The sequence below is a fragment of the Tindallia texcoconensis genome (assembly GCF_055383815.1).
Genome location: NZ_AP042431.1, coordinates 1079011 through 1097244, shown reverse-complemented (window position 1 = coordinate 1097244; position 18234 = coordinate 1079011). Strand labels below are relative to the sequence as shown.

The window sequence follows — 18234 nt, the reverse complement described above, 5'->3', positions numbered from 1 at the left end:
AGCAATGCAGCAAGTCCTTACTAAGAAAGAGGCTTATGCAGCAAGTGCTTATTGATTAAATAAAATATTTGAATGAAGATGGGGGACGAAAAATGAGAGTTTGGAAGGAAAAAAAGAACTTATTGATTTTGATGATTTGTGCAGCAGTGCTAATGACGGCCTGCGGAGGAAGTGGTGGCAGTGGGTCTGCTGAAAATGGAAGTGCAACCAGTGGAGACGTTATTGAAATAGGTTATTTCAACTGCGACATGATGGTGGCCTGTCCCGTGGCATACCATGCAGGAATCTACGAAAAATATGGACTTAACACAAATCTGACCATGACCAGCGATATTGGCGTCTTGATGGCTGCCGGCCAGATGGATGTTGGATACATGGGAAGCAATGCGGTAAACAACGCCCTTAATCAGGGAACTCCAATGAAAATGACGGCTTTTAATCATTTAGGGGGATCCTATTATTTGGTAGGCTCCAACGAGATAGAAACCGCACAGGATATGGTAGGTAAAAGACTTAATTTAGGTCCGGATTCTCATGATGTAAACCCGGAGTGGCGCATTATTGCACATGATGCCGGGATTCCTTATGATCCGGAAGAATACGAAGCCTATAGCATGTCACAGCGGGATGCCTTTTTTGCCCTTGAAATAGGCGAACTGGATGGAGTGCTGGTTTGTGATCCATTCCGGTCTTTGGCAGAACATCGAGGTATCGGCCATGAATTAGCCGTAAGCAGAATGCTTCCGGATGGCGATTGGGGTTTTAAAACCCTGCTGATTATGCATGATGACTTTATTGAAGAAAGACCAGAGGAAGCTGAAAAGATGCTACAGGCACACGTAGAAGCCATCCAATACCTCTACACCAATCCAATTGAGTCTGGAAAAATATTTGCAGAAGTATTCGATGTCCCAGAGGAAGTGGGTTACCGAACCATTTACCAAAAAACCGTCAGCGAAGGGCGCACCATGACCTGGGTCATTGACGATGGAAATGTTGAGCGATACTATGACATGACACAAAATTATTTCGATATGGCAGACTGGCAGGAGTTTACACCGCAGGAAGAATGGGTGTATCATGACCTTCAGAACAAGCTGGACTTACCGGACTTCGAAGTGTTTATCGCCGAAGAAGTGGATCCAATCTTTCCTGTGGGTATGAGCTATGACGACTGGCTGGAAGCAGCCATGGAGCGGTATGAATCCTAAAGCCTGGGTGGCAACAAGGACTGAAAAAAATGACCTCACAGAAATGTGAATCTGCAAGAAAAAAGCTTAAAAATGCAGTGGGAACATTGGTGGCGCTGTTAATCAGCGCTACCTTCCTGTGGATGCATTTTCATTACGAGGCAGACATGGCAGAGGGAAGTTTAATCATAGGAGTCCCGGATGATGCCGGTGGATTGGTGGTAGATTACCTGGTAAAGGAAAAAGACTTTACTGTTCAACAAGAAGATATGTTCGGAATCCATACGATACGTGATTGCTGCTCCAGCACGGCGGAATGGGCTCTAAGTGGAAATCGGCTTCATATGGCGATTATCTGTCCGGACGCTGCCGCCAGGTTGATAGAAAAAGATCCTCGCTATCGCATCATAGGTCCGGTACTGGCCAATTCGGATATGCTGGTGAAACATCCGACAGCAAATGTGGAAAAAATCGGCATCACACAGAATCGTTGGTACCAAAAAGAAATAGTGGAACACCATTTCGGGGAGAGCGCAGATGCGGCTCCCATGTTACCGGCAGCTCTGCCCTACGCTTATGAAATGGGAGAAGTACAAGGTATTATCGTCGATATTACCCAAGGGTTGTATCTCCCTGGAGACCATTTACCGGGGTACCGGGACAAAGAGCGAATCACTTATGTCTTAATCGCTCGTGAAGGGATTCTTGATAGTTCAGAAGCTCAGTATTTTCTTCAGCTTTGGCAGGAATCCATGGAAGAACTTAAGGATATAGACGTATTACAAGACGCCATTGATCATTATAGCGATGGCGAAACAACAGGAAAGGAGGCGGAACAATGGATGAATTTAGGGATGAAACTAATGAATCCGATGGAAAAGTAAAGCAGGATCTGTTTCCATCCATTATTGGGCGCTTCGATAAAGCCGGTGTGAAAACCAGCGGTACGAAACTTCACTGGTTAGGCAGCGTAGGCTTTTTATTCGTGATCTGGCAAGCGGCATCCATGTATTATCAAAGCAATTTGCTGCTGCCATCCCCTATGGTGACTATGATTGCTTTAGGGGACGCCATTACGGACAAAGCGGTTTTGATTAATATGGCCATTACCCTGCGGCGGGTATTGCTGGGATTCCTTTATGCAACGGTTATTGGGCTACCCATGGGCTTTTTAATGGGGTATTCCAACACCATTTTGAAAATATTTGATCCCCTGATCAGCTCTATGCGACAGGTTCCTATTATGGCCTGGATTCCTTTGGCCATTGTATGGCTGGGGTTGGGAGATGGGCCAACCATTTTCCTGATCGCCATGGCAGGAATTTTCCCGCTTGTGCTTAACACCATTAACGGAGTGCAAAACATCTCGCCGGACTATTACAACGCAGCAAGAAGCATGGGAGCCGGTAAAATAAGTATTTTCACCTCTGTAATTGTTCCCAGCTCCTTACCAGACATATTAAACGGCATGCGGTTGGCCATCAGTGCCGGCTGGATGTCGGTTATATGAGCGGAGTTCATTGCGACGAGTGCCGGGTTCGGCTACTCTATGGTTCAGGCACAGACAAGGATGCAGACAGATCGATTGATTGCCCTGATGATTATGGCGGGTCTTGTAGGTTATATCATTGACCGCCTTATTATGCAGCTTCAGCGAGTTTTGGTTAAATGGAAGTATGTATAATCAACGGATGGTAAACATCGGAAAAAACGTCTTATCGCCTGATGGAGAGCAACAAATACGAAGAATAATCAAAAGGTGAACACAGAAGTATGAAAAAAGTCGGAGGTTAAAATGAAGCCTTTAACAAATAACAACAAGGTATCTTCTAAAATAGGCGAATACCCTAGGGATAGATTAGCCATTGAAAGTATTCATTCCAGATTATGCATGAAAGAAAGAATATTGAGAACATCTTTGATGGAATATGTATTAGAACATAAAAAACCATGTAAGCTAGAAGAGATAGATCAAAACATAAATATAGCAAAAACAGACTTAGATGAAGTCATGGAAGGGCTTTTAGATAAAAAAGCGATTGTAGTAGACGATGAAAAAAAAGTAAACTTTATTTATCCTGTTTCCGCATTCCCTACCCAACACAGAGTGACACTAAAAGATGGTAGATGCTTATATGCGATGTGCGCCATTGATGCTATGGGGGTAGCCTTTACCTTTCAACAGGATATTACTATTGAATCCCAATGCAGTGAATGTGGTGAAAAAATATCCTTAGAGATCGCAAGTGGAAAAATAGTAAAGGTATTACCAGAGGATACGCACGTATTACATGTTGATTTAAATAGAATAGAAAACTGGTCAGGTAGCTGCTGAAATATCATGAATTTCTTCTGTAAGAAGAAACATTATGATCAGTGGGTGGAGGCAGGGAATATTAATAAAGAAAACATTTTCTGTTTAAATGCCCATGATGGTTTAACCGTTGCTGAAATGATTTTTAACGTGGATGATTAAATTTCCTTAAGAATTGGATGTAAGTAATGAAACCAACCAGCAAAAGCAAAAACAAATCGATCATCAATAAGAACCAAAGGAATAGGAGCCAACAACATGACATCTAAATGGAAAGCAATACTAATGGGTTTATTGATAGCAGTTCTGGTCATAACAGGCTGTGGAGGCAATAATGAGCCTGAAGAAGCGGAACAAGCAGCCAATGCAGAAGTTCAGGACGAAGAAAATGCGGTAGAAGAAGACAAAGAAATTCCAACATTGCACGTAGGCTATATCTACAATGATCACAGCCTGCCCATTATGGTAGCAGCACATCATGCAGAAGCCTTTAAAGAAAGAGGCGCTTACTTGGAAACTGTTATAGATAAAGAACGCTACCGACTGATATCCGCCGAAGGAGAAGCTGTGGCCAATATTGAGATGGTGGTTACCAATAGTGGTTCAGAAGCCGCCACCTTATTTGCCCAGGAACAGTTGGATATATCCTTTTTCTCTATTACGGTGGTAATGTCCAATAGGGATAGAGATGTGCCAATTAAAGCATTAGGGCCTATCCATACAGAAGGAAACTCCATGGTATTTCGTAAAGATATGGGTATCGAAAGCTGGGAAGATTTTCACCAATACACGAAAAACGCAGATGAACCAGTGACCTTAGGCTATCTTTCACCCACCAGTTCCGTCACCATTATTACCAAGAGCGCCTTGGATAAAAATGACATCAGTTACACGGAAGATCCAGACAATAGAGAGGCTGATGTTCTCCTGGTAAATTTAAGAGCCACTTCTAACTACATGCCAGCACTCACCAGTGGTCAGGTAGATGGATGGGTAGGGCCTTCGCCGTTCCCTATGGTGGCAGAACATGAGGATATCGGAATCAAAGCAGCGGATACAAAAGACTATGGTCCCATAGGCCATTGGGTCGATTTCCCCTGCTGTTGCCTGGTAGCCAGTGAGAATGCCATCGAAGCATATCCAGAAGCCATGGCAGTTTTTGTTGAATTGATGGAACATACAGCAGAGTTCAGCAACGAAAACAGGGATGAAGCAGCAATAGTGGTGGCAGAGTGGATTGGTATCCCAGAGGAAGCCGCTAAAATGTCTACGGTTCGTTACACCACCATTCCAACGGAAGGGTGGATGAGAGGCACAGAAATTTTATATCATTTCTTGGATGACAGCGACCATTTTGAAGGGAATCTTGTGGGCATGAATTTTGAAGAAGTCCAAGATGAAATATTTGATTTTAGATATACCCAGTAAAGGGTGATAGAGGAGGATCCCCCTCCTCCTCTTCTTAAAACGTAAGGAATAATTACCAACAGAATTTAACAAGCCGAGAAAGACGAGGAGTCAGATATGAAATTTAAAGCAGTGATCCCTTTAATACTCCCCTTAATATTTATCATAGGGTGGCAATGGCTGGCAGTGAGTATGGGGAATTTGGTGGTGTTGCCACCAGTAGAAAATGTGGGAAAAATTTTATTGAACCCTACAGAACCCCTGATAAGCCTGGGATCTTTAGCAAACAATGTAGCGACAAGTCTTTCTAGGGTTTTAATAGGTTATTTTTTAGCGGCGTTGATTGGGATTCCCATAGGCGTTGCAATGGGCTATAAGCCGATATTTCATGACCTTTTCAGCCACTTTTTCGGCATATTCCGACCAATTCCTCCTTTAGCCTGGGTCCCTCTGGTATTAGCCTGGTTTGGCATTACCAGTCTGGCAAACTATATGCCCATGGAATCCGGGTTTTTATACCTGCATTTCAGAAAGATTCAAATTTCCATGTTGTTCATTATTTTTCTTGGAGCCTTTTTTCCTATACTAACAAGCACTATTTATGGGGTTCAAAGCGTTCCTAAAACCTTGATTGAATCAGCGAAAACCTTGGGGGCCTCTGAAAAGGATCTGGTGTTTAAGATTATTATTCCAGCGGCAGCGCCTTCTGTGATCAATGGGATGCGAACAGCTATGGGAGTAGCGTGGATGTGCTTGGTGGCGGCAGAAATGCTTCCTGGCAGCGTGGCTGGTGTAGGGTATATGATTTCTCATGCCTATTCCCTTGCCAGAACGGACATTGTGATTGCTGGCATGATTGCCATAGGACTAGTAGGGGCTACACTAGATTATATGTTCCGAAGCATTGAACGATATAAATTTCGGTGGCTCTATCGGTCCGGATCATAAGAGAAAGTGAAAGCTAGGGAAGGAGCAGGGTGTATGCAATCCGTAGTACTAAAAGCAGATAATCTAGAAAAACGCTATGTAAGTGAAAAAGGATTGTCTGTAACAGCCATCAAACAGTTCCATTTATCTGTGAAAGAAAATGAATTTGTTTCGATTTTAGGGCCTTCTGGCTGTGGAAAATCCACTTTTCTAAGGATGATTGCTGGCTTGGAAACCATGAACGAAGGTTCTTTAATGTATAAAGAGCAAGAGATAAAAAAACAACATTCAGAAATAGGCATGGTTTTTCAGGATTATTCACTGTTGCCTTGGAGAACTGTTTTAGATAATGTGATGCTTGGATTGGAATTTGAGGGCATGAATAAGAAGCATCGATTTGAAAAAGCCATGGAATATCTTAAAATAGTAGGGTTGGAATCATTTTCTAAGGCATACCCTTATGAGCTATCAGGAGGCATGCAACAGCGGGTAGCGATTATCCGATCTTTAGTAAAAGATCCGTCTCTTCTTTTAATGGATGAACCTTTTGGTGCTTTAGATGCACATACTCGAATGATTTTACAGAAAGAATTGCTAGATATCTGGGAAAGAGATAAAAAAACCATTTTGTTTGTAACCCATAGTGTAGACGAAGCCATATACTTATCGGATCGAATTGTTGTGATGAAAAATTCGCCCGGTAGCATCAAGGAAATTATACCAGTAGATCTTCCTAGACCAAGAGATCGGGGAGACAGCGCTTATGGAAAATTACTTAACCTGCTTATTGGCATGTTAGGAGAAGAATATACTGAAACCAGAACTGCATAAATTAGCTAATTCCCTCCCTTTTATAAGAGCTAGGCGATGTTATCATTGCCTAGCTCTATTAGTATGTAAAATTCCATGGAGAAAAAAATTAAAATTCACAAGGAGTTTGCGTCATAAAAGGGTATAAACCGTATAATAACCATAAACCAGAAGGGAATTTCAGGCATTGTACACGAAAAAAGTCTCAAGAGATAAAGGGAAAACCCATGGCTTAGGGAGGATACAGACATAATCCACAGCCTGTCTGGATAAAGAAAGGGGCGGCAATTTGTGAACAAACAACGAAAACCAACGGTGATGAGTGCCATAGATATAGGTTCTTATTCCTTGAAAATGAGAATTGTTGAAGTAGATGAAGTTGGGAATTGTAAATTGTTAGATCGGGTAACCAAACCAGCTGCATTAGGGAGAGACACTTTCTCTACCGGAAAGGTAAGTTACGAAACCGTAGAGCATATCTGTGAAATCTTGACAGGGTTTCAACAGTTAAAACAAGAGTACGGATCTAGACATTATAGAGCCTTGGCCACCAGTGCTATTCGAGAAGCAGATAATCAAGAGTACCTGATTGACCAAATTCGACTTAAAACCGGAATGAAAGTAGAGGTCATAAACAATGCTCAAGAAAGGTACCTGACCTATAAAGCCATCCGAGAAAATCTGCCAGATCATCAACATATTCGTGAAGAAGGCGTTATGGTGGTAGAGGTGGGGTCTGGGAGCATCGAAATGACCATTTATCATCAGGGAAGGATGCAACTAACCCATAATATCAAATTAGGCCATCTGCGGTTAAGAGAAGTATTAGCGGACTTAGAAAAACGAAGCCTGGATTTTCCTCGTTTGCTGGAAGAGTATATCGAAAGTCATCTTGATGCCATCGACTATATTCATCAGGAGTATACCATAGGTCATTTGGTAGTACTGGGAAGCGAAATGAAAGCAATTAACAGACTTTGCAATGGCTCTGAAGCCTCGGATGCCTCTAATACCATATCCAGCCAATCCCTAGAAGCGCTATTTGCAGAAGTACAGGAGAAGCCGGCTGATTATTTGGCAGAAACCTACCAAATATCTATCGATTTGGCTTCGATCCTTCTTCCTTCATTGATGGTCATGAAGAAATTTTTTCAAATGACAGAGGCAAAACAATACTATACGCCACTGGTATCTTTGAGTGATGGGATTGTATCGGATTTTATAGATCAACGTTTTCAAACCCAAAGACTCAAGGAATTCAACGATGACATTCAGCATCAAGCCACAAACTTATTGAAAAAATATCATGGAGATGAAAATCATGCACGAGATGTAGAAGAAAAATCCATCCTTTTTTTTGATGCATTGAAGCGAACCCATGGCATGAAAGATCGAGAAAAATTTCTCTTGCAATTAGCCTGTAAGCTGCATGACATTGGGAAATTTGTCAACTTAAACCAACATTATGATCACTCATATACATTAATAAAAGCCTCGCCTATCCTTAGTCTTTCCCAAGAAGAATTGGAAATAGTGGCTAATGTTTCTAAATACCACAGTAGTCGAGCCCCACAAAAAAACCACGATTCTTACCTTCGATTAAAAGGAAAAGACCGAGTAACCACAGCAAAGTTAGTAGCCATTCTACGTCTTGCAGACGCTATGGATCGAAGTCATCGCCAAAAGATAGATGAGGTGAAAGTACGGCATAAAGAAAAAGAAATGATCATTACCGGGAGTGCGGAGGTAGATACTCTATTGGAAGAATGGACCTTTGAAATAAAATCTGAATTTTTTCAGGAAGTTTTTGGAATAAAACCTTCTCTGAAAATCAAAAGGAGGCTGACCCATGGAACTTAAACTGCCACAAGAACATTCAAAATCCTCTACCAGCTACGATAGCGGACATTTTATCAATCGGGAACTAAGTTGGCTGGAATTTAACCATCGTGTATTAGAAGAAAGCCGAGACAAAACCAATCCACTTTTTGAACGGTTGAAATTTTTAGCCATTGTCACTTCAAATTTAGATGAATTTTTTATGGTTCGGGTAGCTTCTCTAAAGGATCAGGTAAATGCCGGCTATGATAAGCCAGACCCAGCAGGGATGAGTCCTAAGCGGCAGTTAAAATATATTTCTATCCGAGTGCATCAAATGGTAAAAGACCAATATAATACATTTAATAAAAGTTTGATGCCACTCCTTAAAAAACAGGGATTTACATTGTTGCAGCGGGATAAGATTTCGGCAGTTCAATATGATTTTTTGGAGGATTATTTTAAAAAAATACTTTATCCAGTGCTTACGCCGATGGCAGTAGATTCCAGCAGGCCTTTCCCGCTCATTTTAAATCGAAGCCTTAATATTGCCATGTTGGTGCGAGCCAAAGAAAGCCTAGAACCAACCTTTGCAACGGTTCAAGTACCTGCTGTGATTCCTCGTGTCATCGAGCTTCCCTCGGAAACATCTGGCCGTGCCTTTATAATGTTGGAAGAAATTATCATGCTCTTTGCCAACAGACTTTTCTCCGGACACCAAGTGATTGCTGCATCTCCCTATAGAATTACCCGAAATGCAGATTTAACCATTGAGGAAGAAGAAGCCAAAGACTTACTGATGGAAATCGAAAAATCGATTAAACGCCGTCGTTGGGGAGCAGCTATCCGATTGGAAGTAGATGCATCCATGGATCCAGTTTTGCGGGAAACCTTACAGGAAGCATTAGAAATACATAAGGGGGAAATATACTTCATTAAAGGGCCATTAGACTTAAGCTTTCTGATGAAAATCAATGGACTCAAAGGCTTTGATCATCTGATGTTCGAAGATACCCAACCAGTGATGCCAGAATCCTTTACAGGAGAAGAGAGTATTTTTGATATTATTTCCCAAGAAGACCAACTACTGCATCATCCCTATGAAAGCTTCCAACCAGTAGTTCGTTTTGTTCAAGAAGCGGCGGCAGACCCTCGTGTAATGGCGATTAAGCAAACCCTTTACCGAGTCAGTGGTGATTCGCCAATTATTAAAGCTTTGGCAGAAGCCGCAGAAGCTGGAAAACAAGTCACCGTATTGGTAGAGGTCATGGCTCGTTTCGATGAAGAAAACAATATTATTTGGGCCAAGAAACTGGAACAAGCTGGTTGCCATGTAATATATGGATTGGTAGGACTCAAAACCCATTCAAAAATAATCTTGGTGGTGCGAAAAGAAGAAAATCATATTAAGCGATACCTTCATTTGGGTACTGGGAATTACAACGACAATACGGCTAAGCTTTACACGGATATGGGGCTGTTCACTTGTAATGAATATTATGGAGCAGAAGCTTCAGCATTTTTTAATATGTTGACAGGATATTCTCAACCACCAGATCTATACAAGCTGATTGTAGCCCCTTTAGAACTCAGGAAAAGCTTTGTTCGCATGATCCGTCGAGAAGCAGAACATGCCCGCCAAGGCAAAAAAGCCAAGATTGTTGGGCAAATGAATTCCCTTGTAGACCCACATATTATTTGCGAACTGTATGATGCCTCTTGTGCTGGCGTAGAGATCAACCTTTTGGTACGTGGCATCTGCTGCCTAAGACCAGGGGTTCCAGGGGTCAGCGAAAACATTGAAGTTCGAAGCATTGTGGGCCGATTTTTAGAACATCCCAGAATCTATTACTTTCATAATCAGGGGCAGAAAAACGTCTATCTTTCCAGTGCCGACTGGATGACCCGAAATTTAGATCGACGCATTGAATTAATGTTTGAAGTAGAAGACAAAGCCTTGAAAAAAAGGATGGAAGAAATCCTGCATATTATTTTTTCGGATACTCAGAAAACAAGAGTCCTCACCTCGGAAGGCTTGTATAAAAGGGTAGACCGTCGTGGTAAAATGAAGTTGAATGCTCAAGAATACTTTTGTGGACGTGCTAAAGAAACAAATAAGGCGGCTCAAAAGAAGAAAGAGACCCAACCCATAGGCGATCCCATTACCTCCAGTGAAGATCTGCCTCAATAGGATGAAATTTCTTTATGAGAAACTGAAATCTGATAGAAAATATCAATTTCTATTACGAGAAGGCCTATGCTATAATGACCAAGGTGTTTCAGAAAAAACATAAATAAGCATAGGAGGAAAGTGAATGTTAAAAAGACATGGAAGCATCTTGCTGGCACTGTTATTGATGGTAGGTCTTATAATAGGGTGTTCTAATGGGACTGAAGAGGAGGTTGGTGAAAGTACGGAAACATCTAAAACCTCTGAAATAAAGGAAACAGAAGAGGAGAATAGTTTTCCTGAAAAGCCAATACAAATTGTAGTGTCTTCTGGAACTGGTGGATCAATAGACCTTACCGCTCGTGCTATTGCAGCCCATTCAGACTATCTGGGAACCTCTGTAGAAGTGACGAATATGCCTGGCGCAGCCTTTACCATTGGTGCTCAGCATGTGATTGATAGCGAACCAGATGGATACACGTTATTGGCTACAACAGATTCAGCTTTTGGATATAGTCCCTTAGCCATGCCAGAAGATGTTACCTATACATACGAAGATATTGTAGGTGTATCTAGAATTGCAATGAATCAATTTGCCATTGCAATGAATGCTGAAACGGCTCAAGACTTGGGGATTGAAGATTTTGGAGATTTACTAGAGTATACTGAATCAAACCCAGGAGAACTTACCGTTGGATACTCCAGCGTTTTGTTTGATGTATGGCGTGAAGTATTAAGAGATATAGGTAATGACATGACGGTGGTTCATCAAGATAGTGGTGGCGAAGCAGCAACACAGACAGCTGGAGGACATATAGATGTGTATTTTGGTGCTATGCCTGGTATTATTCCTTATCACGAAGATGGTTCTGTCCTTGTTCTTTCAACATTGCCCTATGCTTTCTATGATGGTATTCCATCTATAGAAGAATATCCTGAAGTAAGTGATGCTTTAGGAATGTCTCAGTATGGCGTTGTATCCATCTATGCACCAGCAGATACGCCACAGGAAATTGTCGACTACTTGGATAGCAGCTTCCAAGAAATGTTTACAAATGAAGGCTTTGTTTCCATGCTAGAAGATCAAGGAATGAAGGCTTATTACCAAGGTCATGAAGAGTTTCAACGAACCCTAAAAGAAATGTGTGAACAAGCCATTAGGTTTGAAGAAGTACTTCAGAACTTTGGGAGTTAATCACGAATAAATGGAAATGGATGAGGTCATTTGATAATGAAAATATCAAATGACCCTTTTTATAGGAAACTAAAAAGGCAGGTGTCAGCATGTTAGAAATTATTGTACAATCAGCATCTATGGTTTTTACGTGGCAGGCACTTATTTTTATGTGTCTGGGAGTTGGGGTTGGGTTGGCATTAGGAGCAATCCCGGGCCTTGGTCCTTCCATTGGGATTGGGGTGCTACTTCCGATTACTTTTGGAGTAGAGCCAGTGGCCGCTATGATCCTGTTGATTGGTTTATATAAAGGTTCTTTATTGGGAGGGTCTATTTCAGCTATTCTCTTAAATACACCTGGAACCGCAGGAGCAGCTGCTACAGTTATTGATGGATATCCAATGCATCAAAGAGGAGAAGGGAAAAAAGCGCTGCAAGGAGCTATTCTTAGTTCTGGATTTGCGGATATTATCAGCGATTTATTTTTAATTGCTGGATCAATTTCCTTGGCAAGATTAGCCCTCCTTTTTGGACCGCCGGAGTTATTTTGGATTATAGCCGTAGCCTTGATTCTGACGGCAACTCTGGCAGGGGATTCTATGTGGAAAGGCTTTCTTTCTATGGGCATAGGACTTCTAATTGGTTCTGTCGGTGTAGATCCTGTTATTGGAACTCCCCGACTTGGCATTGGATCGACTATGGGACGTTTACAAAGCCTAGAGATGGTAGCGGTGCTAATAGGGATATTTGCCATTTCTGAGATCCTAATCAATCTAAATTCATTGGATAAAGATAATCAAAAAGGGAGAAGTTCCCATCACTCCATGAGTGGAGGCTCTTTAACCAAGCAAGATATTAAAGAAAGTTTAAAATCCTTTTGGATTGGAACTGGCATTGGCACAGCAGTTGGAGTGCTACCAGGTTTAGGAGCTTCTGCTGCGGGATTTCTTAGTTATAGTGTCAGTAAATCTGCCTATGGTGGAAAAACAAAAGATGGATACTTTGGGGAAGGAGTTTTGCCAGGAGTTATAGCGGCAGAAGCAGGTAATAGCGCTGTTTCTGGTGCCAATATGCTGCCTATGTTCCTGCTTGGTATTCCAGGAAGCTCTGTGGCTGCTTTATTGTTGGCGGGTTTGCGATTGCAGGGTATTGCACCGGGGCCAGGGGTTTTTAGAGATCACGGGGATGTGATTTATGCCATTTTTTTTGCCCTTATAATAGCCAATATCATCAATATGCTCTTTGCTGGGGCGTTGGTAAAACCGCTGATTTGGACGTTGAAAAGAGATCCTAGAATCATTTATCCGATTGTACTTTTTGTATGTTTAACAGGGGTGTACTCCATCAACAATCGAATGCTGGATGTAGCCGTTATGATAGGCATAGGATTTTTTGCCTATGGAATGAAAAAGTGTCAGATTCCAGTAGCGCCGATGGCCATGTCCTTTATCTTAGCAGGTCGGCTTGAAAGAGGGTTTCGAAGAGCCTTGCAAACAACAACAGGAGATTGGAGCATTTTTCTTGAATCCAATATTAGTAAGGCTGGATTTGTTTTGTGTCTAATTGCTATTGGATTGGTAGCACGTCAAAAAATCAAACATAAGCATAAAGCTGAAAGGCAGGTGCATTCATGAGCACTGCAAATAAAGACTTTATGGTTGGGATCCTGGGGATTATAACATCTCTGTATCTTTGGTTAAGTTTTATACCTAGAACGGTGATTGTGAGAGGCGAAGTTCACTATTTTTTCAGGGATCCACAGTTCACTCCCAAGCTTTGGACTGGTTTGATCTTCATTAGTTCTGTAGGGATCCTGTATCACGCTGTTCAAAAGAAAGGAAGCCAGGTGGAAGAATCCATTAAAAAATCTCATGGTAAGACATTGCTGAAAGAAAATATGAAGGTGATACTCTTGATGGGAATCATGTGTGGATTTGTTTTTTTGATGCCTAGGGTAGACTATCGAATCCTTACAAGTGGAGGTATAATGGCAGCACTAATCTGCTTTGGATACATTAAACCAATTCAAATAATTGGGATAAGTGGAACTACCGCTTTGGTTATGTATTATTTTTTTTCAAGTATACTCAAAATAAACTTGTGAGGAGGATTCCAGTGACCAATCAATTTGATGAAAAAGTAGACCGTCGGAATACGGGTTCTCTTAAATGGGATGGAATTCAAGAACGGCTAGGCATTAATGACCAAGGATTACTGCCTATGTGGGTAGCCGATATGGATTTTAAAAGTCCCCCTGTCGTAAGAGAAGCAATAGCAGCAAAACTACAACATGGAGTTTTAGGATATGCAGGTGATTATGAGGCATATTATCAGAGTGTACTTGATTGGATGAAAGTCAAATATAGATGGAGAGCGGAGAAAGAGTGGATAATACATGGAGGGAATCTGGTATCTGTTCTTACAAGGTTGGTTCGGGTATTTAGTCAAAAGGGAGATGCGGTATTAATTCAGCCACCAGTGTATGGAAGTTTTGCACATCTGATTGCTAGCAATCATCGAAAAGTAGTAGAAAACCCGTTGGTTCAAACAGATAGAGGATATGAAATAGATTTTGAAGACTTTGAAAACAAGCTTCAGGAAAATGTTAAAATTTTTCTATTGTGCAGTCCCCATAATCCGGTAGGGAGGGTATGGACCTATGAAGAGTTGGAAACCATAGGGAAACTATGTGAAAAATACAAAGTGCTGGTTATTGCAGATGAAGTCCATGCGGATTTAACCTTACCCGCCTATCAACATATTCCCTACTTATCCGTGAATAAATCCTTTGAACAAAACGGAATACTATGTACAGCACCCCATAAAGCATTTAATGTAGCAGGTCTTGAAATTTCAAGCACTTTTATTCCGTCACCGAATCTTCGAGAATCCTATTACCAAGCAATGCTATGCGACGGGTACAATAAACCCAATTTGTTAGGGGTTACAGCGGCACAAGCTGCCTATAGGGAAGGGAATCAGTGGTTGGAAGAAGTAATAGCGTATATTGGAAAAAACCATCAGTACCTGCAGGAGACTTTAGAAAAAGAAACTTCTTGTCTTAGGGTAACGGAAGCACAAGCTGGCTATTTGGCGTGGGTAGATGGGCGTCAATCAGGCTACGATCCGGAAACCCTACACCAACTCTTTTTAGAAAAAGGGAAAATATTAGTAAGTAATGGCAATGGTTTTGGCACAGGAGGAAGCGGGTTCTTTAGGATGAACCTGGCTTGTCCCAGACAAACATTAGAAGAAGGGGTTTCTCGATTGATTCATGCCCTTCAAGGATAATGAACTAAAGAAGAGAAGCTTCTATGTTAAGCTTCTTATTTCATGGTACAATGAGGACAAGTAGAGGGATAGAAAACAAGGAGCAGCCTTTATACGCCCTTAGGAAATGACCTGATTACTCATGTTCCCAGTCATTGAAAGGAATGAACCATGGATAAAAAAATTGCGGTTATCGATCTGGGATCCAATTCAATTCGTATGCTGTTAATGAAAGTATACGCCGATGGATCCTACAAAATGTTGGATCAAGTAAAAGATATGGTGCGTTTAAGCGAAGGTATGGGAGAGGAACGCATTCTTAAGCCCCTACCTATCAAACGAACCATGAACACCCTGAAACTATTCCGTAGACTGCTTCAGGTGCATCAGACAGATCATGTACTTCCCATAGCCACAGCCGCTGTTCGAGGTGCTGCCAATCAACAAATGTTTTTAGAAAAAGTGGAAGCCGAAACTGGGTTTCAGTTTCGTGTGATTAGTGGAGAAGAAGAAGCTTATTACGGATACCTGGGAGTGGTGAATACCCTTCCGGTAGAGCGAGGGATCACCATTGATATAGGAGGAGCCAGCACGGAAATAGGTTGGATTGAAAACAATGAACTGAAAGAATCGGTTTCCTTGGATTTTGGTGCCGTGACCTTAACAGAAAAATTTATTGGACGAGAATGCATTACACCAGAAAAAGTAGAGCGAGTAGAAGCCTGCATCACAAAAGAATTGGAAAAATTAGAATGGCTTCAACCCTTGAAACAGTATCCTATTATTGGGTTGGGGGGTACGATTCGGACTTTGGCTAAGATGGATAAGCATAAAATTGGCTATCCCATGGAAAGTCTGCATAACTATCAAATGACCTTTGCCGAAGTAGAAGAGGCATATAGCAAGGTTACAAAAGGAACCGTGCCAGAAATAAGGAAGCTTCCTGGCATCAACAAAGATCGGGCGGATATTATAGCCGCTGGGTTGGCACCAGTCCATGCCATCATGAAAAAACTGGAAACTGAAACCTTGGTGATCAGTGGTCATGGCCTGAGAGAAGGGGTTTTCTTTCAACGATATCTTCAGGAAATAGACTATCCCAATCCAGTTCTGGAAGATGTATTATTTCATTCGGCAGACAATATCATTAAAAATTTTGGCATGAATGAAAAGCATTGCCATCGAGTGAAAAAGTTAGCCCTAGCCCTATTTGATCAAACCCTTGCACTTCATGGTATGGGAGAAGACGAGCGGAAATTATTGGCAGTGGCGGCACTGCTCCATGATCTGGGAATGAGCATCGATTATTACAACCATCATAAGCATGGTTTTTACATGGCTTTGAATGTTCGTATAAATGGGCTGAGAAATTATGAACGAGTCATGGTAGCTTTTTTAGTAGGTTCACATCGGGAAACCAATCTGAAAGAAGACTGGAGACAGTTTGACATGTTGGTAACGGAAGAAGATATGGAAAAGGTAGAAAGCCTAAGTCTCTTCCTAAAAATAGCAGAAAAACTGGATCGCAGTGAATATGGAAGTGTAGAAGATTTGGTATGCTATGTAACAGAAGAAGACGTTCAGGTGATGGTGAAAGCCGAAAATCCACCGGAGTTGGAAGTCACCAGTGCTATGACTTTCGGCAAGGAATTCAAAAAAAGATACCATCGGAAACTGTTTATTGTATAGCCTACCCTTCTATAACTTGTACTCTGTCAGAGTCCCACAATAAGAACATTTATACTGGATCTTCCCGTTGGGAACCAGTGTGAATTCAGGTATAGCGCAATCATCTACCCCGGTAATGCACCGGGGATTTTTGCATTGAAACAATCCTTTTACCACCTTGGGAAGGCCGGCTAATTGTTTTTCAATAATTTCCTCATTTTCAATGTAATTCACCGTAATTCCAGGATCGATAAGGCCTAAAATCCGCAGATCCACCGTTAAGTCGTCTTGAATTTTAATAATATCCTTAGCCCCACGTTTGCGACTTTTCACATGCATTAAAAGTACCGCTTGAGCCTGATGCCGATCCAATCGAAGTTTCTCGAAGATTTTCAAGCCTTTCCCTGCTGGAATATGATCAATAACAATTCCTTTTTTAAGTGCAGTTACTTCTAACATGGTAATTCCACCCCCAATAAGGCACAGATGAGTGCCATTCGAATATAAACCCCCATTTTTGCTTGTTCAAAATAACGAGCTCTTGGATCTTCATCCACATCGTATTGAATTTCGTTGACTCGAGGCAATGGATGTAAAATAGAAAGAGATTCCTTAGCTGTGGCCAACTTCTCTCTGGAAAGGATAAAACTATCCTTCAACTTAATGTAGTCCTCTTCATTGAAAAAACGTTCTTTCTGAATTCGGGTCATATAGAGCAAATCAATTTCTTCGACACAATCCTCCAACTGTTCGATTTCTGTGAGAGAAACGTCATATTCATGTCGCAGTTCGTCTTTTAAATGAGAGGGAATACGGAGTTCTGGTGGTGAAACCAGAAAAAACTCCATGCCCGGAAAGCGACTTAGGGTTTTGATCAGTGAGTGAACCGTTCGACCAAAAAGAAGATCACCACAAAAAGCTACCTTTAAATGTTGAATGTCACCAACATACTTTTTTAAGGTTAATAAATCTGTTAAGGTTTGGGTAGGATGCTGATGCCCACCGTCTCCTCCATTGATTACAGGTACAGTGGCATACTCTGCTGCCAGCTTAGCAGACCCTTCCCGGGGATGGCGCATAACCAACACATCTGCATAATCATCCAGTACTCGGATGGTATCCGCCAAACTTTCTCCTTTAGAAGCACTACTGCTCCCTGCATCGGAAAAACCCAGCACCCGTCCCCCAAGCCTCAGCATCGCTGATTCAAAGCTTAATCGGGTACGGGTACTGGGTTCATAGAATAAAGTGCCCAAAATTCTTCCGTTACAGCATTGGCTAAAAAGATCTGGGTTTTCATACATTTTAAGGCCCACATTCAATAATGCATCTAATTCCTTTAGGGATAAATCGTGGGGATCAATCAGATGTCTTCCTTTTAATTCCAAAAGAAATGCCTCCTTTGAGTCCCTTTTCCTGCAAACAAAAAGCCTTTTCATTCCCAAGGGAACAAAAAGGCAGACACGTCTCCGGTCAAATGCTTGCA

The 18234-nt window shown here is 41.6% G+C and carries 16 protein-coding genes; 14 read left to right on the top strand and 2 right to left on the bottom strand.

The window, feature by feature from the left end; translation table 11 throughout:
- Positions 1-92 precede the first annotated feature (92 nt).
- The 14 genes from saoX to ppx all read left to right on the top strand — a co-directional run bounded on the left by saoX (position 93) and on the right by ppx (position 16769).
- Positions 93-1211 (top strand): ABC transporter substrate-binding subunit SaoX, encoded by a 1119-nt coding sequence (saoX, locus tag ACZ47N_RS05085; RefSeq protein ID WP_464888054.1) that lies wholly within the window; start codon positions 93-95, stop codon positions 1209-1211.
- Between the two features lie 29 nt (positions 1212-1240).
- Positions 1241-2074, top strand: coding sequence for an ABC transporter substrate-binding (seleno)protein SaoB (saoB, locus tag ACZ47N_RS05080; protein ID WP_464888053.1), 834 nt, complete (start codon positions 1241-1243; stop codon positions 2072-2074).
- A gap of 8 nt (positions 2075-2082) precedes the next feature.
- Positions 2083-2874: an ABC transporter permease subunit SaoP gene (saoP, locus tag ACZ47N_RS05075; protein WP_464888414.1), complete on the top strand. Its 792-nt coding sequence runs from the start codon at positions 2083-2085 to the stop codon at positions 2872-2874.
- Between the two features lie 111 nt (positions 2875-2985).
- Positions 2986-3525 carry a MerB-like organometallic lyase SaoL gene (gene saoL / locus ACZ47N_RS05070; RefSeq protein WP_464888052.1) on the top strand — a complete coding sequence of 180 codons (540 nt, stop codon included), beginning with the start codon at positions 2986-2988 and terminating at the stop codon, positions 3523-3525.
- Between the two features lie 237 nt (positions 3526-3762).
- Positions 3763-4932, top strand: a complete 1170-nt coding sequence (locus ACZ47N_RS05065; protein ID WP_464888051.1) for an ABC transporter substrate-binding protein — start codon at positions 3763-3765, stop codon at positions 4930-4932.
- A gap of 96 nt (positions 4933-5028) precedes the next feature.
- Entirely contained in the window at positions 5029-5859 is an 831-nt protein-coding gene (locus ACZ47N_RS05060; RefSeq protein ID WP_464888050.1) for an ABC transporter permease, read from the top strand.
- A 33-nt stretch (positions 5860-5892) separates the two neighbouring features.
- Entirely contained in the window at positions 5893-6669 is a 777-nt protein-coding gene (locus ACZ47N_RS05055; protein ID WP_464888049.1) for an ABC transporter ATP-binding protein, read from the top strand.
- 270 nt (positions 6670-6939) lie between these two features.
- Positions 6940-8508: a Ppx/GppA phosphatase family protein gene (locus ACZ47N_RS05050; RefSeq protein WP_464888048.1), complete on the top strand. Its 1569-nt coding sequence runs from the start codon at positions 6940-6942 to the stop codon at positions 8506-8508.
- Complete coding sequence (locus ACZ47N_RS05045) at positions 8498-10657, top strand: RNA degradosome polyphosphate kinase (protein WP_464888047.1); 2160 nt, start codon at positions 8498-8500, stop codon at positions 10655-10657. The genes ACZ47N_RS05050 and ACZ47N_RS05045 overlap by 11 nt, the downstream gene beginning before the upstream one ends.
- Before the next feature lie 124 nt (positions 10658-10781).
- Positions 10782-11831, top strand: a complete 1050-nt coding sequence (locus ACZ47N_RS05040; RefSeq protein WP_464888046.1) for a Bug family tripartite tricarboxylate transporter substrate binding protein — start codon at positions 10782-10784, stop codon at positions 11829-11831.
- Positions 11832-11920: 89 nt separating this feature from the next.
- Positions 11921-13444, top strand: a complete 1524-nt coding sequence (locus ACZ47N_RS05035) for a tripartite tricarboxylate transporter permease (protein WP_464888045.1) — start codon at positions 11921-11923, stop codon at positions 13442-13444.
- The gene (locus ACZ47N_RS05030; RefSeq protein ID WP_464888044.1) at positions 13441-13914 is read left to right on the top strand and encodes a tripartite tricarboxylate transporter TctB family protein; all 474 of its coding nucleotides are present in this window, start codon (positions 13441-13443) and stop codon (positions 13912-13914) included. Before ACZ47N_RS05035 ends, ACZ47N_RS05030 begins: the two co-directional genes overlap by 4 nt.
- A gap of 11 nt (positions 13915-13925) precedes the next feature.
- On the top strand, positions 13926-15101 hold the full coding sequence (locus tag ACZ47N_RS05025; protein WP_464888043.1) for a MalY/PatB family protein: 1176 nt from the start codon (positions 13926-13928) through the stop codon (positions 15099-15101).
- 150 nt (positions 15102-15251) lie between these two features.
- Positions 15252-16769 carry an exopolyphosphatase gene (gene ppx, locus ACZ47N_RS05020; protein WP_464888042.1) on the top strand — a complete coding sequence of 506 codons (1518 nt, stop codon included), beginning with the start codon at positions 15252-15254 and terminating at the stop codon, positions 16767-16769.
- 9 nt (positions 16770-16778) lie between these two features.
- On the opposite strand, the gene ACZ47N_RS05015 is transcribed toward ppx, so the two are convergent.
- Both ACZ47N_RS05015 and pyrB read right to left on the bottom strand, forming a co-directional pair.
- Entirely contained in the window at positions 16779-17207 is a 429-nt protein-coding gene (locus ACZ47N_RS05015; RefSeq protein ID WP_464888041.1) for an aspartate carbamoyltransferase regulatory subunit, read from the bottom strand.
- The gene (gene pyrB / locus ACZ47N_RS05010; protein ID WP_464888040.1) at positions 17201-18136 is read right to left on the bottom strand and encodes an aspartate carbamoyltransferase; all 936 of its coding nucleotides are present in this window, start codon (positions 18134-18136) and stop codon (positions 17201-17203) included. The genes ACZ47N_RS05015 and pyrB overlap by 7 nt, the downstream gene beginning before the upstream one ends.
- Positions 18137-18234 lie beyond the last annotated feature (98 nt).